At 42.8% G+C, this 24,147-nt stretch carries 22 protein-coding genes and 1 other annotated feature; of the genes, 15 read left to right on the top strand and 7 right to left on the bottom strand.

Features of this window, described 5'->3' with window-relative positions; genetic code table 11:
• Nucleotides 1–16 precede the first annotated feature (16 nt).
• The 3 genes from fabF to CEF21_RS08495 all read left to right on the top strand — a co-directional run bounded on the left by fabF (nucleotide 17) and on the right by CEF21_RS08495 (nucleotide 3,194).
• Nucleotides 17–1,255, top strand: coding sequence for a beta-ketoacyl-ACP synthase II (gene fabF, locus CEF21_RS08485; protein WP_123915152.1), 1,239 nt, complete (start codon nucleotides 17–19; stop codon nucleotides 1,253–1,255).
• 300 nt (nucleotides 1,256–1,555) lie between these two features.
• The gene (locus CEF21_RS08490; RefSeq protein ID WP_164462130.1) at nucleotides 1,556–2,341 is read left to right on the top strand and encodes a DUF2268 domain-containing putative Zn-dependent protease; all 786 of its coding nucleotides are present in this window, start codon (nucleotides 1,556–1,558) and stop codon (nucleotides 2,339–2,341) included.
• A gap of 100 nt (nucleotides 2,342–2,441) precedes the next feature.
• On the top strand, nucleotides 2,442–3,194 hold the full coding sequence (locus tag CEF21_RS08495) for a YjbA family protein (RefSeq protein WP_123915158.1): 753 nt from the start codon (nucleotides 2,442–2,444) through the stop codon (nucleotides 3,192–3,194).
• 284 nt (nucleotides 3,195–3,478) lie between these two features.
• On the opposite strand, the gene trpS is transcribed toward CEF21_RS08495, so the two are convergent.
• A complete protein-coding gene (gene trpS, locus CEF21_RS08500; RefSeq protein ID WP_164462131.1) occupies nucleotides 3,479–4,468 on the bottom strand; it encodes a tryptophan--tRNA ligase in 990 nt (329 codons plus the stop codon).
• 51 nt (nucleotides 4,469–4,519) lie between these two features.
• Nucleotides 4,520–4,732: a binding site (T-box leader), on the bottom strand.
• Between the two features lie 45 nt (nucleotides 4,733–4,777).
• A complete protein-coding gene (locus CEF21_RS08505; protein WP_123915164.1) occupies nucleotides 4,778–5,131 on the bottom strand; it encodes a DUF3899 domain-containing protein in 354 nt (117 codons plus the stop codon).
• 380 nt (nucleotides 5,132–5,511) lie between these two features.
• Here CEF21_RS08505 and CEF21_RS08510 point away from each other — a divergent pair, with 380 nt between their 5' ends.
• The 6 genes from CEF21_RS08510 to CEF21_RS08535 all read left to right on the top strand — a co-directional run bounded on the left by CEF21_RS08510 (nucleotide 5,512) and on the right by CEF21_RS08535 (nucleotide 13,084).
• Nucleotides 5,512–7,200 (top strand): peptide ABC transporter substrate-binding protein, encoded by a 1,689-nt coding sequence (locus tag CEF21_RS08510; RefSeq protein ID WP_123915167.1) that lies wholly within the window; start codon nucleotides 5,512–5,514, stop codon nucleotides 7,198–7,200.
• Between the two features lie 130 nt (nucleotides 7,201–7,330).
• Nucleotides 7,331–8,263 (top strand): oligopeptide ABC transporter permease, encoded by a 933-nt coding sequence (opp3b, locus tag CEF21_RS08515; RefSeq protein WP_123915170.1) that lies wholly within the window; start codon nucleotides 7,331–7,333, stop codon nucleotides 8,261–8,263.
• Nucleotides 8,260–9,288 (top strand): oligopeptide ABC transporter permease, encoded by a 1,029-nt coding sequence (opp3C, locus tag CEF21_RS08520; RefSeq protein ID WP_123915173.1) that lies wholly within the window; start codon nucleotides 8,260–8,262, stop codon nucleotides 9,286–9,288. The genes opp3b and opp3C overlap by 4 nt, the downstream gene beginning before the upstream one ends.
• Before the next feature lie 14 nt (nucleotides 9,289–9,302).
• Nucleotides 9,303–10,346, top strand: a complete 1,044-nt coding sequence (locus CEF21_RS08525; protein ID WP_123915176.1) for an ABC transporter ATP-binding protein — start codon at nucleotides 9,303–9,305, stop codon at nucleotides 10,344–10,346.
• Between the two features lies 1 nt (nucleotide 10,347).
• Nucleotides 10,348–11,292, top strand: coding sequence for an ABC transporter ATP-binding protein (locus CEF21_RS08530; protein ID WP_123915179.1), 945 nt, complete (start codon nucleotides 10,348–10,350; stop codon nucleotides 11,290–11,292).
• A gap of 616 nt (nucleotides 11,293–11,908) precedes the next feature.
• Complete coding sequence (locus CEF21_RS08535) at nucleotides 11,909–13,084, top strand: putative glycoside hydrolase (protein WP_481747666.1); 1,176 nt, start codon at nucleotides 11,909–11,911, stop codon at nucleotides 13,082–13,084.
• Nucleotides 13,085–13,131: 47 nt separating this feature from the next.
• On the opposite strand, the gene CEF21_RS08540 is transcribed toward CEF21_RS08535, so the two are convergent.
• Nucleotides 13,132–14,373, bottom strand: coding sequence for a sialidase family protein (locus tag CEF21_RS08540; protein WP_241156793.1), 1,242 nt, complete (start codon nucleotides 14,371–14,373; stop codon nucleotides 13,132–13,134).
• A 328-nt stretch (nucleotides 14,374–14,701) separates the two neighbouring features.
• Here CEF21_RS08540 and CEF21_RS21565 point away from each other — a divergent pair, with 328 nt between their 5' ends.
• Complete coding sequence (locus CEF21_RS21565) at nucleotides 14,702–14,965, top strand: hypothetical protein (protein WP_241156794.1); 264 nt, start codon at nucleotides 14,702–14,704, stop codon at nucleotides 14,963–14,965.
• A 21-nt stretch (nucleotides 14,966–14,986) separates the two neighbouring features.
• On the top strand, nucleotides 14,987–15,355 hold the full coding sequence (locus CEF21_RS08550; protein WP_123915188.1) for a hypothetical protein: 369 nt from the start codon (nucleotides 14,987–14,989) through the stop codon (nucleotides 15,353–15,355).
• Between the two features lie 1,154 nt (nucleotides 15,356–16,509).
• On the opposite strand, the gene CEF21_RS08555 is transcribed toward CEF21_RS08550, so the two are convergent.
• The 3 genes from CEF21_RS08555 to CEF21_RS08565 form a co-directional block, all read right to left on the bottom strand.
• Nucleotides 16,510–17,547, bottom strand: a complete 1,038-nt coding sequence (locus tag CEF21_RS08555) for a glycosyltransferase family 4 protein (RefSeq protein WP_241156795.1) — start codon at nucleotides 17,545–17,547, stop codon at nucleotides 16,510–16,512.
• Between the two features lie 71 nt (nucleotides 17,548–17,618).
• Nucleotides 17,619–18,806: a glycosyltransferase family A protein gene (locus tag CEF21_RS08560; protein WP_123915194.1), complete on the bottom strand. Its 1,188-nt coding sequence runs from the start codon at nucleotides 18,804–18,806 to the stop codon at nucleotides 17,619–17,621.
• 132 nt (nucleotides 18,807–18,938) lie between these two features.
• A complete protein-coding gene (locus CEF21_RS08565; RefSeq protein ID WP_241156796.1) occupies nucleotides 18,939–19,127 on the bottom strand; it encodes a hypothetical protein in 189 nt (62 codons plus the stop codon).
• A gap of 128 nt (nucleotides 19,128–19,255) precedes the next feature.
• Between CEF21_RS08565 and CEF21_RS08570 the strand changes: the two genes are divergently transcribed.
• Nucleotides 19,256–19,834: a GNAT family N-acetyltransferase gene (locus CEF21_RS08570; protein WP_123915196.1), complete on the top strand. Its 579-nt coding sequence runs from the start codon at nucleotides 19,256–19,258 to the stop codon at nucleotides 19,832–19,834.
• Nucleotides 19,835–20,081: 247 nt separating this feature from the next.
• Nucleotides 20,082–20,480 (top strand): transcriptional regulator SpxA, encoded by a 399-nt coding sequence (gene spxA, locus CEF21_RS08575; RefSeq protein WP_123915199.1) that lies wholly within the window; start codon nucleotides 20,082–20,084, stop codon nucleotides 20,478–20,480.
• 34 nt (nucleotides 20,481–20,514) lie between these two features.
• Here spxA and CEF21_RS08580 read toward each other — a convergent pair whose 3' ends face one another.
• Nucleotides 20,515–21,177, bottom strand: coding sequence for a TerC family protein (locus tag CEF21_RS08580; protein ID WP_123915202.1), 663 nt, complete (start codon nucleotides 21,175–21,177; stop codon nucleotides 20,515–20,517).
• Nucleotides 21,178–21,485: 308 nt separating this feature from the next.
• Here CEF21_RS08580 and mecA point away from each other — a divergent pair, with 308 nt between their 5' ends.
• Together mecA and cls are read left to right on the top strand one after the other, a co-directional pair.
• Nucleotides 21,486–22,142 carry an adaptor protein MecA gene (gene mecA, locus CEF21_RS08585; protein WP_123915204.1) on the top strand — a complete coding sequence of 219 codons (657 nt, stop codon included), beginning with the start codon at nucleotides 21,486–21,488 and terminating at the stop codon, nucleotides 22,140–22,142.
• A gap of 173 nt (nucleotides 22,143–22,315) precedes the next feature.
• Nucleotides 22,316–23,830 (top strand): cardiolipin synthase, encoded by a 1,515-nt coding sequence (gene cls, locus CEF21_RS08590; protein WP_123915207.1) that lies wholly within the window; start codon nucleotides 22,316–22,318, stop codon nucleotides 23,828–23,830.
• The last annotated feature ends 317 nt before the right edge of the window (nucleotides 23,831–24,147 follow it).

The raw sequence follows: 24,147 nt of genomic DNA on the forward strand, positions 1-24,147 counted from the left end.
ATGAGGTGTCTTCTTTATGGAAAAGAAAAGAGTGGTTGTAACAGGAGTAGGTGCAGTCAGTCCGCTTGGATTGGATGCGGAAACAACATGGAAAAATGCGATTAACGGGGTATCGGGAATAAAGCCGTTAACACGCGTTAATCCGGATGATTACCCGGCGAAGGTAGCGGGAGAAATCACCGATTTCGACCCTGAGCAGTTCATGGATAAAAAAGAAGCGCGCAAAATGGATCGCTTCACTCAGTATGCCGTTGCAGCATCTTTTATGGCTGTAAAGGATGCGAATCTTGAAATTACCGATGAAAATGCTCCAAGAGTGGGCGTTTGGGTTGGGTCAGGAATCGGCGGCATGGAAACGTTCGAAACCCAGCATCGGATTTTAATGGAAAAAGGACCGAAGCGGGTCAGTCCGTTCTTTGTACCGATGATGATTCCGGATATGGCAGCAGGCCAGGTTTCCATTGCTTTGGGTGCTAAAGGATTTAATGCATGTACGGTAACGGCATGTGCAACCGGAACGAATTCCATTGGGGATGCGTACCGGGTCATTGAGCGCGGCGATGCCGACGTGATGATTTCAGGCGGAGCTGAAGCCCCGTTGTCACAGATGGCCTTTGCCGGTTTCAGCTCAAGCAAAGCACTGTCAACCAATCCCGATCCAGCGAAAGCAAGCCGCCCGTTTGACGCAGAACGCGACGGATTTGTCATGGGGGAAGGGGCTGGAATACTTGTGCTTGAAGAGCTTGATCATGCTCTTGCCCGCGGTGCGAAAATCTACGCTGAAATTGTCGGCTATGGCGCAACAGGCGATGCCTACCACATTACCGCTCCGGCTCCGGGAGGAGAAGGCGGCGTCCGTGCGATGAGACAGGCTATTGAAACCGCAAATCTTAAGCCTGAAGATGTGGACTACATCAATGCCCATGGAACAAGTACTCCTTATAACGATAAGTTTGAAACGCTGGCTATTAAAGAAGTATTCGGAGAGCACGCGAAAAAAGTTGCCATCAGCTCGACTAAATCGATGACCGGCCACTTGCTCGGCGCAGCAGGCGGTGTAGAAGCCATTTTTGCTGTGAAATCGATCGAGGAAGGAATCATTCCTCCAACCATTAATCTCGAAAATCCGGATCCGGAATGCGATCTTGACTACGTTCCAAATGAAGCGCGCAAAACAGAAGTGAACGTAGCACTCAGCAACTCGCTTGGCTTCGGGGGACACAACGCAACGATTTTATTTAAGAAGTATCAGTAAAAAAAGGCTGGAAAAGTCTCATAAATCTAAAACTGGGAAACGCATTCTAAGCGTTTCCCTATTTTCGTTTGTTTGAGTCATGCTGATTAAAAAAGCGGGACCGTTGAGACCCTGCAGACAGGATCTCAGCGCCCGACTTAGTACATAAACCATCTTTGAATCTTTTCTGGACACCCCGTCCTGCGGAGAAAACAGATTCAGTGCTGCTAAAAAGCTGCTCTGCCAAAAGCAGCATGGAGCAAAAAATTTCACTCCCCAATCGAAACCTTTTTTCATACCTTAGCAATAGAGGTGATGAAAATGGGTGTCATTCAAACAGAGGACTGGTTCAACAAAGAAACCCCTTTGACGGAGCTTGCCAAAAAGCTGAAACCTTATTTTCCAGACCGGAGCGAGAAGGCGCTTATTCAATATTTGCTCACGTTTGGGCTCTATAAAAATGGAAAATCCGGCTATAAAATTATTCAGTCGCTTAAGGAAGAAAAAGTATGGGGATATGTCGCAAAAGAATATGAATGGCTGCGGACCAGGTGGGGAGGCCCGGACGTTCCGGTTTTTTTATTGCCGGTGGATTTGTCCAATACAAAAATACAGCGGGAATACGGCGGGAAATCCGGACTTGCCTTTTTTGACAAGTTGTTTCTGTTTCTATCTCCGGGTGTGCCGAAAGAAGAGATCAAGTCTCTCCTTATTCACGAATACCATCATATTTGTCGGTTAGCGAAAAGCACAAAAAAGGAGAAAGACTTTACGCTGACCGATGTGGCCATTATGGAAGGATTAGCTGAACAGGCTGTCCGGGAACTGATGGGAGAAGAAAGAACAGCAAGCTGGACGCGGCTTTATCAAGATGCTCAAATCCGCACGTTTTGGAAAAAGCTGATTCTCCCCAACGAGAACGTGAAACAGGAGGACCGCCAATTCGACAAACTGATGTACGGATTGGGCATGTACCCGAAAATGCTTGGCTATACAGCGGGTTATTATGCGGTCAAATCCTACATGAAGGATACGGGCTTAAAGACGGAAAGTCTCTTTACCGTTCCGGCAGAACGTATTGTAAAAGCGCTTCATATAGAGGAATGACTCTGAAGAAAATCCGCCCATTATCTGTAGAAATTGGAATATTTTCTGCCTGGCCTGCCTATACTGATTGACAAATAGATGAGAAGGTGAGGGGTAAGAAATGTTGTTTCTTCATGATGTATGGGTGAATTGGTTTGAGGGAGAAGAGAACGGATACAATGTATGCCATTTCCATGAATGGCGAAAGGATGACAGTGTTGAACTGCTGGATCAAGTTCCTTTGCTCAAGGTGAATCAAGTGCTGTTCAGGTATATTGAAAACGATCTTTCCGAAATTCCGCAGAGCCTCCTAAAAGACATTCACCAAAAAGCCTACATCCGGAAAAATCATGAACGAATCCAACTGGATTACTGCTTCGTCGTTACGGATGGACAAGGAATTATCGCAGTGGACACAATCGGCTACAGCATCCCTGTACGGAAAAGCCGCTTGATTCCAAGACAGGAACAGCTTGTTTATGAGATGGTGAAGGATGTAGAAGCAGATGACTATCCGTTTCATGGACCGCTGCATGGAGAGGAAAAGGAATTCCATATCCTTTCTCTTTCTCCGGATCACATGAGAGGGCTTACGCGGAAAGAGCGGCAGCTGAAGCAGCTTCTGTTTATGGCGCTGGACCAGCTGCAAACGACACAAAATACAGCGGAAATCAAATACTGGTACACAGAATGGAATCCTCAGGAATACGAGCAGATCCGCTCCCTTGACTTCCAGGATGTCTTTCAGAAGCTATACAGCGAAACGCTGAATGGCTGGTCTCCGAAGCATATGTCCCTTTGCGAGCATCTCGTAAAAGGACAGCCGTTCTTTGAAAAACTATGGGAAACCGAGCACGAGTCAAAAGTAAATTGATGCGAATGGACAAGCCTCCTGATCAATCCGCCCGAGTGAACGGGCATCAGGAGGCTATTTTGCGTATACAGCCGTACTCCCGTTTTGCGGAGGTACGGTATAATAGAAGATAGAGCGCTTTCTTTTGGGGAAATCCGAAACTGTAGGGCGTTTACCGTAAGGGGGCGGTGAGCCTTCTCTCAGCTTCGCAACTCGGGGTTTCACGCCTTCCGCTCTAATGAAACGGCACATTGCTATAACCGATGCAATGAAAAAAGAGCCCAGCTAAGCTGAGCTCCCCCAAATTATCTCCGTTTTCTTCCCAATCCCATCGCGTTTTCCATTTTCCGAAGCATTTTCGTTGCAGCACGGTTTGCGCGCTCGGCTCCTTCATCAAGGATGCGGTCGAGCTCATCGGATTCCATCAGCTCATAATAGCGTTTTTGAATCGGAGCAATTTCATCGACCACGACTTTTGCCAGATCGCCTTTGAAATCGCCGTAGCCTTTGCCTTCATACTTCGCTTCCAGCTCTTCAATCGTAAGTCCTGTAAAGATCGAGTAGATGGAAAGAAGGTTGGATACTCCGGGTTTGTTCTCTTTATCAAATTTCACGATGCCTTCTGAATCGGTTACAGCACTTTTAATTTTCTTCTCAATTTGTTTTGGCTCATCAAGCAGGGTAATGAATGCTTTCTGATTTGGGTCGGATTTGCTCATTTTTCTTGTTGGATCGGCCAGAGACATGATGCGGGCGCCGACCTTTGGTATACGGACATCCGGAACGGTGAAAATATCATTGTATTTCCGGTTGAACCTTTCAGCCAAGTCTCTTGTTAATTCGATGTGCTGCTTTTGATCTTCTCCAACCGGTACTAAGTCTGTTCCGTAAAGAAGAATATCTGCCGCCATTAATGGAGGATACGTAAGCAGACCTGCTGCCACCGCTTCTTTTCCGGAAGATTTATCCTTGAATTGCGTCATCCGCTCGAGTTCTCCGATATAAGCGACGCATTGAAGCATCCATCCTGCCTGTGTATGCGCAGGAACCTCTGACTGGATGAAGAGGGTAGCCTTTTCAGGATCAAGACCGATTGCTACATACAAAGCAGCCAGACTGCGGATGCTCTCGCGCAGTTTTGCTTTATCCTGGTGAACGGTAATCGCATGCTGATCCACGATGCAGAAATAGCTGTTGTAATCATTTTGAAGCTCAATAAACTGCTTCATGGCGCCAATGTAATTCCCGAGCGTGACAACACCGCTCGGCTGAATGCCTGAAAAAATCGTTTTCAATAGAAACAACTCCTTGTCTGATCAAAATAAAAAAGGCCCATCCATCCCTGTAAAAGGGACGAATGAACCGTGGTGCCACCCTAATTGCTTTCATAAAAGAAAGCCTCTTAGAATCCTTTAACGCAGGACATACGGCATTGCCTACTCACTTTTTCGGAATGCGGCTCAAAAGTCCATTCCACGAAGTTCAATGCCTGCTTTCCAGCATCCGCAGGCTCTCTGTAAATGAGGGGTTCGTGTACTACTCTTTATCACAGCCGGTACATTTAACTGTTTCATATTATAAAAAAGAAATGCAAAACGTGCAACCTATGTGTAATAAAGTCCAAGACCGATCAGCATGAAGCCGAGCAATGCCAGACTTGCAAACAGGAGCGGAGCAACGGAAAACGAAATCAGCTTGGAAACAGGGCGCATTTCATCGACTTCTTTTTTATCCATATCTTTTCCCTGAATCCTGAATGTCCGTCTCATTCCGTATGCGGCTGCGTCAAAGAATCCGCTCTGGGCTACAGTTCCGAAAAGAGAGACAAACAGCAGAATCCCTCCGACCATGAATGTTGAGTTAATCATGCCGAGCAGCGAAAGCTCTTTATAATAGACGAGACACCCAATGAGGGAGACGGCCAAACCGCTTAGAAAAATGATTCCGCTTTTCTTCATCCTGCAATCACCTCGTTTCTATAGATATTACTAGTATAGCCATAATAATTTGCATAAGGTTCATTATATCTAAAAAGTAGCACACACAATTAGATCCCTATATTTTACCATTATGCATAGGGAATCTTACACTCTCTTTACATAAACATTAATTATTTTTTACAGACCCCCTGCTTGTCAAGGCTAAGCTGGCAACTTTTTAAAAAATGCCTGAAATATAAAATAAATGAACTAGGTATAAAGAACTATTTTTGTAGGCCTGAATTATTAGTATTATTGCATTTGTGTAAATTTTTTTAAAAAAACACATGTACAAATATTTAAAAGCTTGTATAATAATCCTTGTAAGAATTATCAGAAAATAAAAGGGGGTCAAACAAGTGAAAAATTCTAAATTTTCACTTCTCGTAGTACTTACTTTAGTCCTGAGTTTGTTCTTGACTGCCTGCTACGGCGGCAGCAAAGAAGGAGCATCTGAACCTAAGGACAATGGTAAAGGTACTGAAACAGAAGAAACACCATCTGTTCCTCAGGAACTGAAAATCCTCGAAAGTGCTGAGCTTCCATCCATGGACAGCGTAATGGCTGAGGATGCAGCAAGCTTCGAAATTATCAATAACGTAAACGAAGGGCTTTACCGCCTGGATAAAGACCAAAAGGCAATTCCAGGTATGGCTACTGAAGCTCCTCAAAAAAGCGAAGATGGCCTTACTTACACAATGAAACTTAGAGAAGATGCGAAATGGTCTAACGGAGAACCTGTTACAGCAAACGATTTCGTTTTCGCTTGGCAGCGCGCTCTTAACCCGGACACAGCTTCTCCTTACGGTCCATACATGATGATCGGCAAAATCGCCAATGCTGATAAGGTTTATGACAAATCTGCTAAACCTGAAGAGCTTGGAGTTAAAGCAATCGACGAGCATACACTTGAAGTTAAGCTTGTAAAACCAATCGAGTACTTCGATACATTGATGGCATTCCCATCTTTCTACCCGCAAAACAAAAAGTTTGTTGAAGAAAAAGGCGACAAATTCGGTACAAACGCTGAAAATCTAGTATTCAACGGACCTTTCAAAATGACTGCTTGGGGCGGCCCGACTGCTACAGAGTGGACACTTGAGAAAAACGCTGACTACTGGGGTGCTAAAGACGTAACACTGGAAAAAATCCAATTCAACGTATCTAAAGATCCTCAAGCTTCTGTCAATGCATTCGAAGCTAACGAAGCAGACAGAACGCCTAAGCTTGCAACAGCTGCAATCATCTCTCAATACGAGGGCGACAAGCAAATGCAAAGATTCCTTGAGTCATCTGTATGGTGGATCAAGATGAACGAAAAGAACCCTGCTCTTGCAAACAAAAACATCCGCCGCGCAATTGCACTTGCAGTTGACAAAAAAGCGCTTGTTGACGATGTACTTCAAAACGGTTCCATTGTTGCTGACGGTGTAGTACCTCGTGAATTCGTTTCTGATGATTCAGGAAAAGACTTCCGTGACACTGGTAAATACTTAGAGCCAAACAAAGATGAAGCGAAAAAACTATTCGCTCAAGGTATGAAAGAAATCGGCAAGAAAGATCTAACTCTTGGTTATGTAACTCAAGATACTGAAACGGCAAAACTTGAAGCTTCTTTCGTAAAAGAGCAGCTTGAAAAGACTCTTGAAGGCTTGAAAATCGAAGTGAAGAACGTACCGTTCAAAATCCGTTTGGATCTTGAAGACAAAATGGATTACGATCTTCTAAACGGCGGATGGGGACCAGATTACCTGAACCCTATGACGTACCTTGACCTTTGGGTAACAGATGGACCACAAAACAAAATGGGCTATTCTAACCCTAAGTATGATGAGCTAATCAAAAAAGCGGATGCGACTACTGACAAAGCTGAGCAATACAAATTGTTCACTGAAGCAGAGAAAACGATGCTTGAAGATGATGTAGCCCTTTCTCCTCTTTATCAGCGTGCAGTGAACGTTCTGATCAAAGAGAAGGTTGAAGGAATGGTTTACCACCCAATCGGCGGCGAATACAGCTACCAATGGGTAAAAATTAAAGGCGAATAAGCCTCAAATTAAATAGCTTCACTATTTTCTATGAACAGTAGAAGAGAGTATAGAAATATACTCTCTTTTTACCTATCGTTAAATTGTCGAAATTCGTTGAATATTGCATTAATTAGGAGGTGTCTGCATCATGACAAAATACATCTTGCAACGTATTGTATATATGATCATTACATTATTCATTGTTATTTCTGCGACCTTTTTCCTCATGAAACTAATCCCTGGAAGCCCGTTTAACTCTGCAGAAAAACTATCAGAGGCGCAGCTGCAAATCATGAATGAAAAGTACGGACTGAACGATCCGGTGCCGGTACAGTATGTGAAGTACATCGGCGGCATGCTGAAAGGCGACCTGGGTACATCCTTCCAATTTAATAACACTCCTGTCACAACAATCCTTTCAGACAGAATTAGTCCATCTGCAACCCTTGGGCTGCAGGCGATGTTCTTTGGGACAATCTTTGGTATTTTCCTTGGAGTCATAGCGGCCTTGAAGCAAAATACTTGGCTGGATTATGGTTCCACCCTGATTGCAGTTCTGGGGAAATGTATTCCTTCTTTCGTATTTGCCGGACTTCTGCAATACTACATTGCACGTAAACTGGGCTGGTTCCCAACTATGTTTTGGAGAGGACCGGAATACAGCGTACTGCCGACCATAGCACTTGCTATTTTCCCAATCTCTATTGCAGCACGATTTATGAGAACGGAAATGATCGATGTACTGAATTCTGATTACATTACCCTTGCAAAAGCAAAAGGGGCAAGTTTCTTTGAAATCTCTGTTAAACACGCGCTTAGAAATGCGCTGATTCCGGTAGTAACGGTTCTTGCACCGCTTGCAGTCGGCTTAATGACAGGTTCTCTTGTTATTGAAAAAATCTTCGCGATTCCTGGAATCGGAGAACAATTCGTAAAATCAATTCTGACAAACGATTATCCGGTAATCATGGGTACATCCATTCTCTTTGCCGCATTATTCGTTGTCGTCATTTTACTTGTAGATATTTTATACGGAATTATTGATCCGCGTATTCGTGTAAGTGGGGGGAGCAGCAAATGATAAACACAGAAAAAAAATCACCAGATTTATTTGTCCCCGCTCCACTGGATGCATCCAAAAGCGAGCGGATTGAAAAACCTAGTTTGAATTACTGGCAGGACAGCTGGCTGCGGATTAAGAAAAATAAAGGCGCGCTTGTAAGTTTTGTTGTCCTTATTCTTCTGATCATTATGGCCTTCATCGGTCCTATGCTGACACCTTATAATTACCGTGATCAAAATACAAAGCATGGTAACCTTCCTCCGCGTATTCAGGTTTTGGAAAACGTGGAATGGCTTCCGTTTGACGGTACTGTCAAGCAGCCGAGTTCAGGGAAAATCCTGCATCCTTATGAGCAGCGTCAAATAAAAGAATACTATTGGTTTGGAACGGACACTCTTGGCCGTGACATTTTTGCCCGGGTATGGAAGGGCACTCAGGTGTCACTGCTGATTGCGCTTGTCGCATCATTAATCGATTTATTGGTTGGGGTAGCTTACGGGGCAATATCCGGCTACTTTGGCGGCAAGGTCGATGGATTTATGCAAAGGCTGATTGAAATTATTGTCGGGATTCCGAATCTTGTTGTGGTTATCCTGATGATCATCGTACTGAAACCGGGGATTATCCCGATTATCATTGCCTTATCCATTACCGGATGGACAACGATGGCACGTGTTGTCCGAGCCTCTGTGCTGAAAATGAAAAATCAGGAGTTTGTTCTTGCAGCAAGAACTCTTGGGGCATCTGACGGAAAAATTATTTTTAAACATATGCTTCCGAATATGTTCGGAATCATGATTATCAATACAATGTTCAGTATTCCAAACGCGATTTTCTTCGAGGCTTTCTTAAGCTTTATCGGTCTTGGACTGCAAGATCCCCAGGCATCTCTTGGGACACTAATTGAAGACGGCTACAAAGCGATGACGGTATATCCGAGCCAGATGATTATTCCGGCAATTATCATTACCGTCCTTATGATTACTTTCAATCTAATTGCAGACGGATTGCGTGATGCGCTTGATCCAAAAATGCGCGACTAGGCAGGTGAACGATAATGGAAAAAGTATTAGAAGTTAAAGACCTTGAAATCTCCTTCCATACGTTTGGCGGAGAAGTTCAAGCCATACGTAATGTGAGTTTTGATTTATATAAAGGGGAAACTCTTGCGATTGTAGGAGAATCCGGTTCCGGAAAGTCCGTTACGACGAAATCAATTATGAGACTGCTTCCTGAAAGCAACTCTGAAATTAAAAATGGTAGCATTCTTTTTGAAGGAAAAGATTTAACAAAGCTGAAAGATAAGCAGATGCAAAAAATCCGCGGAAAAGACATCTCGATGATTTTCCAGGATCCGATGACCTCTTTGAATCCTACGATGACAGTCGGCAAGCAGATTATGGAGCCGATCATCCGTCACCAGAATTTGAGCCGCTCGGAAGCAAAACGCCGTGCGATTGATCTTTTGAAGCTTGTGGGAATCCCGATGCCGGAAGCACGATTTAAACAATATCCTCATCAGTTTTCCGGCGGGATGAGACAGCGTGTGGTCATCGCGATTGCCCTTGCCTGCAATCCGAAGGTTCTAATCGCCGACGAACCGACAACGGCATTGGATGTAACCATCCAGGCGCAGATTCTGGATCTGATGAAAGAACTGCAAAAGAAAATTGATACGTCCATCATTTTCATTACGCATGATCTTGGCGTTGTGGCAAACGTTGCAGACCGTGTGGCTGTAATGTACGGCGGTAAAATTGTCGAGTACGGTACAGCAGATGAGATTTTCTACAATCCTAAGCACCCATACACATGGGGCTTGATCAGTTCCATGCCGGATCTCGATGCGAATGATGATGAACTATTCTCGATTCCGGGTACACCGCCTGACTTATTGGCTCCGCCGAAAGGTGACGCCTTTGCAGCAAGGAACCCATTTGCTTTGAAAATTGACAGGGAAGAGCAGCCGCCTTTCTTTAAAATTTCAAACACCCATTACGTAGCCTCCTGGCTCTATCATGAAAATGCACCGAAAGTTGAACCGCCTGAAGCGGTTAAAAAGAGAATGCGTCAGTTCCCTGTACTGAAGGAGGGAAAATAGGATGGCAAAAGAAAAGTTGCTGGAAGTTAAAAACCTGAAGCAATACTTTAACAAAGGAAAATCCAATGAAGTAAGAGCGGTAGACAATGTCTCCTTCGATATTTTTAAAGGTGAAACGCTTGGATTAGTAGGAGAGTCCGGCTGCGGAAAATCCACAACCGGCCGTACTATTATCCGATTGTATGATGCAACAGGCGGAGAGGTCCTTTTTGACGGAGAAAATGTTCACGGCAAAAAGAGCAAAAGCGAACTAAAAAAATTCAACCGCAAAATGCAAATGATTTTCCAGGATCCGTACGCTTCCCTTAATCCGAGATTAAAGGTTTCTGAAATCATTGCAGAAGGCATTGATATTCACGGACTCGCTAAATCTCCGAAAGAGCGGATGGAACGGGTTGTAGAACTGCTTGAAACGGTAGGGCTTAACCGCGAGCATGCAAACCGCTACCCGCATGAGTTCAGCGGCGGGCAGCGCCAGCGGATTGGAATCGCCCGGGCACTTGCAGTGGAGCCAGAATTCATCATCGCCGATGAGCCGATTTCTGCCCTTGATGTATCCATCCAGGCTCAGGTTGTTAACCTTTTGAAAAAACTTCAAAAAGAAAAGGGCTTAACGTTCCTGTTTATTGCCCATGACTTGTCTATGGTTAAATACATCAGTGACCGGATCGGGGTTATGTATTTCGGCAAACTTGTAGAACTTGCCGACGCGGATGAGCTTTATAAAAATCCGATTCATCCTTACACCCAGTCCCTGCTGTCAGCGATCCCTCTTCCGGATCCCGACTATGAGCGCACACGTGTAAGAAAATCCTATGAGCCTGCTAAGCATAAGCTTCAGCCAGGCGAGGAAATGGAGCTTCGTGAAGTCAAACCAGGGCACTTTGTTATGTGCTCCAACGAAGAATTTGCTCTGTATCAGAAGCAATACGCAGCAACGGTATAAGGAATAAACAAAAGGCTGGGACATAAGTATTTCAGATAATGAAAAACCCGAACGATCAGGTGGATGTAAGTAACTCCTTCCCCTAATCGTTCGGGTTTTTATTTGGTTTAAAAAGAGTTTATTCATCCTAAAAATCGTATCCTTTAGTGGAATGGAGCGGAAGCCACTCAACTCCTGCGGGAAGTAGAGGACGCTTAAGACCCCGCAGGCGCAGCCGAGGAGGCTTAAGCCTTCCTCCCCGCGGAAAGGGAGTGGCTGCAGCGCAATGGAACGAACTTGTTTCTTCAGTATAACTCATTCGTAAGAAACAAAGTTTAGGAAAAATCATTTAGACATTGTTCGTCTTTGAGAATAGTTGTTTCAGTTATGTCCCAGCCCCTTTTCATTTTCTGATCGGATGATTGATTTGTCTTTGTATTTCCATCAAACCAGGCCTGCCGACAGAAAGAAAAGTAAAAACAAGGACTTTTCTAGTTCGTAATACTTAAGGAGCGGAATCGGCATAATGTGCAGGATATCCTCTATTAACCTGTGTCAAACTTCCCTATACTTTAAGATAAAGAGATTTAGAGGAGGGGTTAGAGTGAAAACAGAGCAGATCAAAAAAGCTTTCAGCTTGACTGTATTGGTTTGTCTGGCCGGTAATGGGCTTTTTGTATCCGGTGCCCAGGCGGCAAATGATGGTTCGCTTGCATTAAACGAAATAAGTATTCCGGAAAAAAAGCTGCCGGCCGATATGCCGCGGTTTGCCTACCAATCAGGATATAAATTTGATTATCCAGATGCAGTAAGAGGGGTTTACGTAACGGGGACAGCAGCAGGCGGCGCAAAAATGGATTCGCTTATAAAATTAATGGATGATACCGAGTTGAACAGTATGGTGATTGATGTGAAAGATGATTCGGGGAATTTTACCTTCCATCCGGATAAAAAATCTCCGTATTATGAAATAAGCAAGGGATACATAAAAGATCCGAAAGCCATGATGAAAAAACTGGAGACACATAAAATTTATCCAATCGGACGGATTGTCGTGTTTAAAGATAATGTACTCGCTGATAAAAAACCGGAATGGTCTTACAAAAAAGACGGCAAGGTTTGGCAAAATGGGACAGGAGCTAAATTTGTCAATCCTTTTGTGAAAGAGGTCTGGGACTACAATGTGAATGCTGCGATTGAAGCGGCCAAGATGGGTTTTAAAGAAATCCAGTTTGATTATGTCCGTTTTCCTGAGGGATTTGAAAACAAGGACAAGGAATTATCGTTCAGTGAAGGGGATTACCGGCAGGACAGCCGGGATAATACACAGAAACGGGTGCAGGCTGTGACAGATTTCACAGAGTACGCGAAGAAAAAACTGAAGCCGTACGGAGTAAAAGTATCGGTTGATATTTTCGGCTATTCGGCAACCCTTCCAGAGGCGCCGGGAATCGGACAGAATTTTTCCCGGATTTCTGAAAATGTGGATGTGATTTCATCCATGATCTATCCGAGTCACTGGGGGCCGTATTTTGGGATCGAAAAGCCGGATACTGAGCCTTACAGGCTGGTCAAAGAGTATGCGAAAGTAGAAAACAAAAAACTGGATGGATTAAAAACGAGGCCGGTTTCCCGTCCTTGGCTGCAGGATTTTACCGCTTCTTATTTAGGAAAGGGCAACTACTTGAGATATGGAAAGCCTGAGGTGGAAGCGCAAATAAAAGCACTGAATGAGGAAGGGATCGATGAGTTCCTTTTATGGAATGCAAGTAACCGGTATACGAAGGGCATCGATTATACGCCGCTTAAATAAGAACGCTGAAAAAACACTTGGGAAATCCAGCCCAAGTGTTTTTAAATTCAAATCGGATCTGTATTATATCCCGCAAAGATATTTTGAAATCCAGTTCGAGTATCTGTCCAGACTCCGATGTATCCTCCTGCAGGAACCGATGCAATGTCTATATAATCCCCGATTAACGGAACAGGAGTTGGGCTAGTTCCGTTAGGGTTGAAGGAAGTGGACGTGATTCTTTGGTTCACAAACGTCTCCCCTCCGTCATTGGATCGTGCGGTAAAGACATCCAGGTTGAATCCATCCAGCTGATTGCTGTAATAAATGATGTTAATCGTGCCAACCAAAGGGTCAACATCAATAGCGGGAAAAAAGTTTTGGGAGCCCGGGATGGCATTTGTTACACTCTTTGGCGCACTCCAGGTCAATCCCTCATCTGTTGATTTTGACAGAAAAACATCCGAATAGCCCAGACGAAAATCCTGCCACACGGCGTAAACGCTGCCGTTGTTAATGCCTACTGAATTATCCGTCCCTAAATTGGCGAATGTCAGGACCCTGAAAGCATAGCCTGGTACTGGCAAAACGGTTGGGACCGGTACAATATCCGATACAATAACCGTCGTCTCGAAGGTTGCCCCTCCGTCCAGAGACCGTCTGATGTCGAATTGAGAAACAGGATCGGTTGTGATCCATGCGGCATACACATTCCCTGTAAAACCAACGGTTACATCAGGTCTTTCCACTTGTTCTGCTTCGTCTGAGAGAAGAACAGGAGTTTGGAACGTCTTGCCGCCGTCGATAGAACGGTTAAAGAAGGCAACGGATCCACCAATATTATTTACGTTAAATTGATGATTATAGGACACGTAAATGTTGCCTAAGTAAGGACTGGACTGTGAATTATCCACCGTAATATTGGTCTCATCGTTGTTTATATACGTTCCGTAACCAGGACCCACCACAACAGGATCCGAAAACGTCACTCCATTATCCGTTGATCTATAAACGAGTGTTGTACCGCTCTCTGCACCAGGAAAGGCATGGGCAGAGACGACAAAGGTTGCGGGGAAAGCGTAAGCAACCATCGCTGCTTCTGCTCCTGTAAATGGAGCGGGAAGCGGAAGAATGGAATTGGACCAGTTTGCACCCCCGTCCACTGAACGGTACAGACCTGTCCTTGGGAGACCGGTGGAATTATCAGTTGCGACTGCAACCATAATGTTTGTACTTAGAAGATTAACAGCGATACTTGGTTCGAATTTGGGAAGGCCATCCGGGGTAACCTGAAAATTAAATATCGGCAAGTATGTTTCCTCCTTAATCATCTCTTAGTTATTTATATGTGGGGAAAAGTGACAAGGACTGGACAGGTTCACCAACTTACATAAAAAGGATGGGGAAATCAGCAAACATACAGTCATTTCCGCTTTCTATTAATAAGCTATAGTAATTCCATGAAAGGAGTAGATTCATATCGCTAGACTAGTAGATGCCAAAACTTCTCAAAACGCAAGCTATGCCAATTCTATTGGGGTTCTGGTAACAGGGACTCCACAACTGACAGGTCAGTTAACACTGGATTTAAGCAGTGCGGGAGAAAACAGCCGTGTCACCTTTGAAGGTACCGTTTCCTTGCAGCTTCCGTTGCTTCCTGTTACCGCCCAGGCTACGGCCACCATTGTAAGAGGAACTTCCCCCTCAGACTTGGCTGTTTATTCTGCTGCACAGACCCTTGATTTGAACATTATAGGGCCTCAAGTTTTATCGTTCAGCGGATCAGATTTCAATGTACCAGCAGGAGGACCTGTATCGTACACGATGTTTCTCAGTGTAACTGGGCTTGGAGCAACCCGGGTTGGCCCTGAAAGTTTTAATGCTGTTGCTTACACAGATTAAGAAAAGTAGGTGAAATGAAAAATGAATTATTTTACAGGGGTTATTACCAATACACGCGTAACGGGTACGGCAGCTTCAACCGTAGTTGTAAATACTAGAAACCTTAGTCTAGTGGATGATGCCACCATAGTCGTCCAACTTCGCTATACGCTTGAATCGCCTATTATGACTCCGCTCTATGTAAATGGTTACGTTGTGCCGGCTGGTACAGTTGATATTCGAGAGTTTTCTATTGCTGGGGTATTTGCATACGAACTGCAAATCAATGTAATCAGTCCATCTGAAGAAGAAACCGTTTTGACAGTATTCGGATTGGATGAATCCGGTAATCTTGTGCAAAATCAAAGAGTTCTCCAGTCCGAATTTACGGTTCTGCCTGCCGTTCTGTAAAAAAGAGAATTATTAACTAGTGATTTTAAATTTAAAGGTGTTTTCGCAAGCTTTGTTGCTTTAAATAGGATAAGGTATGGCTGATTTCCAGCTTGCTGAGTGAGGTGCTCGGGATCTACGTCACCAGCGCCTCCTGAAAATAACCTGTCCCGCTGTTCCCGCAGAACTCTCGCACCTTTCACTTTAATCCTAAATGATTTGGATAATAGCACTACCATAGTGATTTTAGAAGCATATAAAACAACCTATTAGGCTGCCATGACTCTAAATTCAATCAGGGTCAGGCAGCCTAATTTTGCTTGGATTCTTTCCTCGATGTAGTTAAGAATATACTGGTGGAAAAATAATGGATATTGCAGAATTGGAACTCTACGGTCTTTAAAAGAGTTTGGAAGAAATCAATCACTGCAAGATTCCAACAATTTCCGCTCCTTGACATACTGCTTACTGCTTCATTTTCCGTTACACCGTTCTGATATGCATGTGTAAACACTCCCTTTCAAGTACTTTATTAAGATTTCATTCTCCATCTTTAAACGGGAGATCTGACGGTTCATTCGTTTCTCTTCTGTTGTAAAATCAGGTTCATGTCCATATGAGTTCTGGTTTCCAATTGGCTGATCAAACCGATATATTTCCCCATTTCTATACCACCTCATCAATGTCTTAATTTTTAAAAAAATTTTTTTCATATTTCTCCATTAGCTGTATGGCCGATCATTTTTCGTTAATTTATTTCGAACAACCGCCCATTTAATTTCACTTGAATATAGGTTTTTGCCCAAGCAAAAACACCTCTGAATAGTAGTGGTTACAGTGTAACCATTTCAAAGGTGTTTTATAGTGTTTCATATTTTATGCTAGTCTAAGAATGAAATACTCTCGGCTGGTTTTCCTCTTTTTATTTGGAGTGCAAGACAGTCATTCTTAAAAGCTTGTGTATAGCTCATTATTTTGAATAAGTTATTGATTGCAGAAGGGTATGAAATCTCTGAGAGAAAGCAGATTAAGGCTGATGCCAAAAAAAATCTGCTATGAGGAGAATCCCCTGCGAGGAAAGTGAATGTCAGAAGAGCTTCTCACAGCGGGCATGTTTATTAGAGCAATACAAAAAAGCGCTGCCGTAAGTTCTGCTTCTCTGCATCTCATAAATATTATGATCCAATGATTCCAAGGGATCTGAGCATTATATTAAAAGAATTCCCATACTTTTCGGGTGAAAAATTCTGTTTAATGTGGAGAACGCCCTGCTCCCGGATTTTTTCTCTAGCCTCAATGTCAATGATGATTTCTTTAGCGTAATTGACAGCTTGCATCAAGTCTCCTTGATTATTAATCTTTCCTGTGTAGTTATGAATAATGAAGCTTTTGATTCCATCCGAATCGGTCGCTACTACAGGACACCGGCACAGCAAAGCTTCCGAGACGCTGTATCCAAATCCTTCCAGAATTGATGTGGAACTAAGAAATCCTCCGGAATCGCCAATTTTTGAATAAAAATCAGCCATTTCATGATTGGGGACGTCCTCATGATGAATCAAATGAGAGGTAAGGTGAAGTTGTTCCGTACGTTTTTTAAATTCCTCCTTTTGATCATCAGCACTCAATTTGAGATCTCCAAACATCCATATTTGGAGATTATTATTCCATTTAATTAAATGTGAACAAAGCTCTAAAAAAAATGTCCAATTTTTATTGGGTTCCATTCTGCCTACCCACCCGATAATTGGCTGGCTTATTTTTTCATGATTTCTATATCCAAATCCATGGATATCCAATGGATTGTCAAAACAGTATTGCGGAATATCAGGTATTTTACTATTAAATAAATGAATAAGATGGGAGGTCTGCGGATATAAAATGGCTTGAGCATATGATTTGATGTAAGGAACAGCCTGATCCACTACTGCAGCTGCTTCACTGGGTACGCCAAGACCTTGAACTTCATATATGATTTTTCCCGAATAACCTAGATTCCGTATCCTTTCCAATAAATAAAAATCTGTGCAAACGACAATTACATCGTATTGATTTTTATCCAAAATTTCTTTTATTTTTGTGTCATCATTTGTGATATAGGTAGTAATACCTACGATATTTTTTTTGCCTTCTGCGTTGTAAAGGTAGAGAAGATGGGATTCGATTCCAATATTCGCCAGTGATTTTGCCCTTATCCGGTTTAATGTTTCCATCCCTCCGCTTGGAAGATAGAATGTGAACAAAATTTTCATGTTTTAAACCTCTCTTGTTGGAATGTCATCCATTATTGAAGTTTTTCTTTTAACTTGAATGTCCTGAACAACTGATTTGTGAATGGATACTCGGAATTAAGATCTGTCTGAAAAACAACCTGTTCATAGTTTGAAGTAAAGGAGCTGGAAAGAAAGGAGGGATCAGCATTCCTAAAATGAGAAATCAAAGTTTGAATGAACATTGGGGTTGGAAAAAAACTATCTCCTAAGATTAATGTATAAGGAGTTTGGATGGAATGTATGGCAGTGAGTAGTGCCTGATGTTCATCTGCAAATGGATTCGAGATAAATTCAGTAAGAGGATGGGGAATATGGATTAAAGTGCTCGTTATAGATTGGTCTGGGGATCTATCCACGATTTTAAAATGATAATTGCTAAATACTTGATCGTAGAGATCTTCAGCTCTCTTTACTGCATTTTCTGTATTTGTTCCTATATATACAACTGTCAGCTCAGGTGTGATTTGGAGTCTCACTCTTGCTTGATGTCTTACTAGGTGATACATATATCTCCACCTCCGATGTTGATTTTCACTCTTTAATGAGGTTGAAATACTCAATTCAGAGTCAACTCGGTAATCAACAAGTTCAACAGGAATGAACACCATGTCGCAGAAATAGGTAAGTCTTAGCCAGTAATCATAGTCTTCTACGGGCTCCGCTCGATAACCGTCTATCTTTTTAGCGTATTCACTTCTATACATAAAAGAAACTCCTACAATACACGCGTCCAGCAGGCTTTCTTTCGACATGGCTTGGTAGTTTCTCTGTAATTGAAGCTGGTCTTCATTTAAAAGAGTTTTTCCATCATCGTTAATATGCTGAAAGGAACTGTACACCAGGCCCACTTGAGGATCAGAAGCAGAAAGAGTGTTTCTTAATTTGCTTAAGAAATTTGGATAATAGATGTTATCGCTTGAGACCCATGTTACAAATTTAATGGAAGGATCCTGAAAAAGAAGATCAAATCCTCTGTTAAGAGATTTGGAAACTCCCTGGTTTGTTTCATTAATAAGCATCTCAATTCTGGCGTCTTTTCTACTGTATCTTTCTGCCAGTTCAATCATTTCAGGAGCTCCATCCACCACGATAATCATACGGAATTCAAGTAGGTCCTGGTTCAGCATGGATTCAATAGCTGCCTTTAAAAAGGAAGGTTTCTGTATATATACGGGCATAACAACACCGGTGTCATACATGATATGAAAAGCACCTCTTTGTTTTTTATTTCATCTTATTCATGCCGGTTTCCTCTTGTTTGTAGATTTGTCCATTGAAAGGCTAAAAAAAAGCAAGCACAAAGGCTTGCAGGTTATATCGAGCGATCATCTTTATATTTTTTTTACCGGATTCCAGCCCTTTTGAGTCTTTGCGGACTGTACGTAAAACGCATCCTTTGTTTTTCCTCCAAATAAACCGGAACCAATGCCATTGGCGATTACTCCCATTAGGGCGGTCAGCCCAATGACAAAAATGGCCACAAGAATGAAGTCGGTAAAGTAAGCGTTCGTCGAAATCAACTCCTTTCTTTTATTATATATGAAATGAATTGAATTTTCAGTTAACTTATTGAAAAAGATAGAATGATGTTTATGCGTAAATAAAATGGGTAAATTACCAATACAACTACATTTACAGGAGAGAATGCATGAATTGGTACGAAAAGCTGAGCCAGTATTTTCCGATTGAAGAGATGAAGTCGCGTGACCATATAGAAGCCTTATTAAAAGAAAGAGGTGACATTTACTACAAAGATGAAAGCCCGAAACACGTGCTCATGTATGCGGAGCTGGATGACTTTCTCTTTATAGACTACATATATGTCTCTAAAGATGCCCGCGGAGAAGGATTGGGCCATAAGCTCATCTCCAGGCTGAAGTCGAAAAATAAGCCAATTCTGCTGGAAGTAGAGCCGGTGGATGAATCCGATGAGGACACGGCAAAACGGCTGAAATTTTATCAGCGCGAAGGGTTTCACCATGCAAGCTCCATCGGATACTCAAGAAAATCATTAGCCACAAACGTGGTCAATCATATGGAGATTCTTTACTGGTCACCGAATGACCGTCCTGAATCTGAAATTTTTTCTGCGATGAAGGAAACTTATGAGAAGATTCATACGTATAAGGATAAAGAATGGTATGGCCGTTCGTATGAAGATGTTTCAGACGTTCTGAAGATCAGGAAAGAAGACGAAATAAATAACATTTTCGATGAGAAAAGCTAATTGAGAATGAAGGTTTAAATGATACGCTGAAAAAAACGGTCTCAAACCTTTATTCCAGGGAATCCTGGAAAAGTCAGAATGTTAAACAAATATCAAAAATATTGATTTAAAAGGAATTGTAACGAATTCGTCAAACTTTTGCTGAAAAGATATTCACTAACTTACTTTTTTATAGTATAATGAGCCATAGGCATTACTTGTTTAAAGTAATTTTATTTTAAACTACGTACAGAGGAGTGAAAGTTCCATGGTAACACTATATACATCACCAAGCTGTACTTCATGTAGAAAAGCAAAGGCATGGCTGGAAGAGCATGAGATTCCATATACAGAAAGAAATATTCTTTCCGACACAATGTCGATTAACGAAATTAAAGAAATTCTGCGGATGACAGAAGATGGAACAGATGAGATCATCTCAACCAGATCTAAAATCTTCCAGAAATTAAATGTTAATCTTGAGAGCATGCCTCTTCAAGACTTATATCAGCTGATTCAAGATCACCCTGGACTTCTTAGAAGACCGATTATGATCGATGAAAAACGCCTTCAGGTTGGATACAATGAAGATGAAATTCGCCGTTTCCTTCCAAGAAAAGTGCGTACGTATCAGCTTCGTGAAGCACAGCGCTTAGTAAATGAATAATAAATGAAAGCCTTCCGTACACCTGGAAGGCTTTTTACGTGCTTGTTTTCATTTTTTTCATCATCATGCCGCTGATGATGAAAATCAATACGGTAAAATAGGGGAGGGCTTCAAGAAACATCGGTTTTTCGGAGAGAAACTGCAGCTGATCTTCATGTGAAATCATTTTCCCTGCTGTATAAGCAAGCATTCCCCCGCCGACATAAATTAAGTAAGGGAAACGATCAATGAGCTGCAGGACAAATTTGCTTCCCCAAATGATGACTGGGATTGAGATGAATAAGCCTGTCACCACGAGCCATGTATGGCCGTTTGCAGCCCCAGCAACGGCGATCACGTTATCAAGCCCCATTAAGACATCCGCTGCTACAATCGTCCGTACTGCCTTCCACAGGCTTATATGACTCTTAATGGAATCATCATTCTCCTCTTTTCCGGCCATCAGCCCAAAAGAAATATAAAGAAGAAAAATCCCTCCAGCCAGCTGCAAATAAGGAATCGTCAGCAAATAAACGGCAATGGTTGTAAGAGCGGTCCTAAGAGTGATGGCCAAAAGGGTGCCGATTATAATGGCTCTTTGCCTGTCCTTTTCCGGCAGCTTTCTGCTGGCCATCGCAATCACAATCGCATTATCCCCGCCAAGAATTAAATCGATACCGATAATCATCAATAAAGAGATCAGAAACTCCTGCTCCATCCCATACCCCCGTTTACTTCCTATGATTCGTGCTTGTACCAAATATATGAAAAACACCCTCCATTATGACTCAAAGTGGGTTAATAACTGTTTTCGCTTATTTCAGTGTTTTTTTATTTCATTTATGTCCGATTTATCATAAAATAGGAGTACAAGATTCTCACTTGCCGCTGTTGACTGGCAGGAGGATATTGTGGTATGCAAGAGGGCGGTTAAAAAACAAGTCTTTGGGGTAAAGTGTAGGAAAGTGCAACTATCGGGGGTTTAGTTGTCCCTTCAACATCAAAAAAAGAAGGGAAGTGTAATCCATGGAAATAGAACGCATAAATGAGCATACCGTGAAATTTTACATTTCATATGGTGATATAGAAGACCGCGGGTTTGACCGGGATGAAATCTGGTATAACCGCGAACGCAGTGAAGAACTTTTCTGGGAAATGATGGATGAGGTTCATGAAGAAGAAGACTTCATGATGGAAGGTCCGCTGTGGATTCAGGTGCAGGCCATGGACAAAGGTCTCGAAGTAGTCGTTACGAGAGCACAGATGTCGAAGGATGGACAAAAGCTGGAGCTGCCAATCAGTGATGATAAATATCATGAAATTCCCGTTGATGAAAATATCGACAGCCTGATGGATGAGCACTTTTCTAAGGGGCAATCTGATTCTGAGGAACAGCCTCCTCAGCTGGAATATGTCATTCATTTCGGTGATTTCGAAGATTTAATATCGCTGTCCAAAACGAACGTATCCGGTTTTACCAATCGTTTGTTTGCTTTAAACTCCCACTACTATTTATATGTTGAATTTACCGAAGAACAGGCCGCTGAAGAAATGGACAATGTTCTCAGCATCATTTCTGAATACGGCAGCCAGTCCAAGGTAACGGTGCACAGACTGGAAGAGTACGGTAAGAAGGTCATGGACGAACATGCTCTGCATACGATCCGTAAGCATTTTCAGTAACTTTCCGAGCCGATTTCATTTGGAATCGGTTCTTTTTTTTGATTTCTGCAGGGTATAATACTAAATGCAGATGGAATGATGGATGATTCTTATTTGAATATGGATTATAAATGAATCTTTTAGGGAATGTAAATCGTACTATAGCGAAAGCCGCAGAAAAGTCAGGTGAGCCGATGAAAAATTTTATTCAAGTTATTATTTTTACATTATTTATTGCAGGTGTGATTTTTTTAACGAAAAACTATTGGGGTGACTGGATTCTCGGTACACTGAGCATCATTTTTACGTTATCGATTGTTTTTATCGGATTCGTGATCTTCATGGAAAACCGGAAACCCAATCAGACATTGACTTGGCTGATCGTGCTCGGTGCTTTTCCAATCGTAGGGTTTTTATTTTATTTGCTGTTCGGACGAAATGTACGAAAAAGAAGACTTTTTGAAAAGAAAGCCCTCATTGACCAGCAGGTGTATCTGCAAATTGAAGGAGACCATCATCGTTACGAGGAAAAGGCGGAGCAAATGGGGGACCATCAGAAGCTTATGTTCAAGCTTGCTCATAATCTCAGCCACAGTCCTGTATCCTTCGCCTCTCAAACCAAGATTTTAACCAATGGCGACGAGAAGTTCCCTGCCATGCTGGAAGCGATAAAGGGAGCGAAAACGTACATTCATCTTGAGTATTACATTGTTCGCCACGACGAAATCGGGGTGCAGCTTCAAGAGGCGCTCATCGAGAAAGCGCGGGAGGGGGTTGAAATCCGTTTCCTGTATGATGCCGTGGGAAGCTGGAAGCTATCAAAAGCCTACATTAGCAAAATGCATCGGGCCGGAATCGAGATGGTTCCGTTTCTTCCTGTAACCCTTCCATTCTTAAGCAATAAGATCAATTTCCGCAATCACAGGAAAATTGTCATAATTGACGGGAAAACTGCCTTTATGGGCGGCTTAAACGTTGGCGATGAATACCTTGGCAAAGTGGATTTCTTTGGCTTCTGGCGTGATACTCATATGATGATCGAAGGGGAAGCCGTACGGATGCTTCATATGATTTTCCTTCAGGATTGGTACTATATGACCGGCAAGGAGCTCGATACGGCTAAGTTTCTTGCAGCCGACCCGGATGATTTTCCAGAAGGCAATGGCGGTGTTCAGATGATTGCCGGAGGGCCGGATAATAAGTGGGAAAATATTAAAAGCCTGTTTTTCTCGATGATTGTCTCGGCAAAAGATTCCATCTGGATCGCGTCCCCATATTTCATTCCGGACGAGGACATTCTGTCTGCTTTAAAAGTTGCTGCACTGAGCGGAGTGGACGTGCGCCTGCTCGTTCCGAAAAGACCGGATAAGAAGCTTGTCTTTTACGCATCCCGTTCTTACTTTGCGGAACTGATGGAGGCTGGAGCGAAGATCTATGAATATGAAAAAGGATTCATGCACAGCAAGATTGTCATTGTTGATTATGAGCTTGCCTCCATCGGAACGGCTAACATGGATATGAGAAGCTTTCATTTGAACTTTGAAGTCAATGCGTTCCTTTACCGGACGGACAGCACCGTCACCCTGGTTGAGGAATACGAAAAGGATTTATTGGAATCAAAGAAACTGGAGATGGACGATTTCGTGAAACGAAGCTTCTTTCAGAGAATGTTTGAATCCTTTGCAAGACTATTGTCGCCGATGCTTTAAGCAGCGGTCTGAAAAGTCCTCAAAAGAGAGAATAAACCTCCTGAGCGCTCATGGCATTCAGGAGGTTTATTTTTTATTAGTTCAAGAACAACCTTGGTATTGGCTGATTGGAGCGGAAGGTGCTTGACTCCAGCGGGACAGGTGAGACCCCGCTGGAGTCAAGCGAGGAGGAGGCTCACCGCCCGCCCCGCGGAAAGCAAGCAGCCTGGGAGCGTAAATCAGCCAAAGAAACGAAAGGTAAAAAGGGTAAAAGCCTTAATTAATGGACCGCCCCTTTTTGCGCTTTAGTCAGTAAAAACGGCGTTTTTCAGTGCGAA

Source organism: Bacillus sp. FJAT-42376 (assembly GCF_003816055.1).
Lineage (GTDB): Bacteria > Bacillota > Bacilli > Bacillales > Bacillaceae > Metabacillus_B.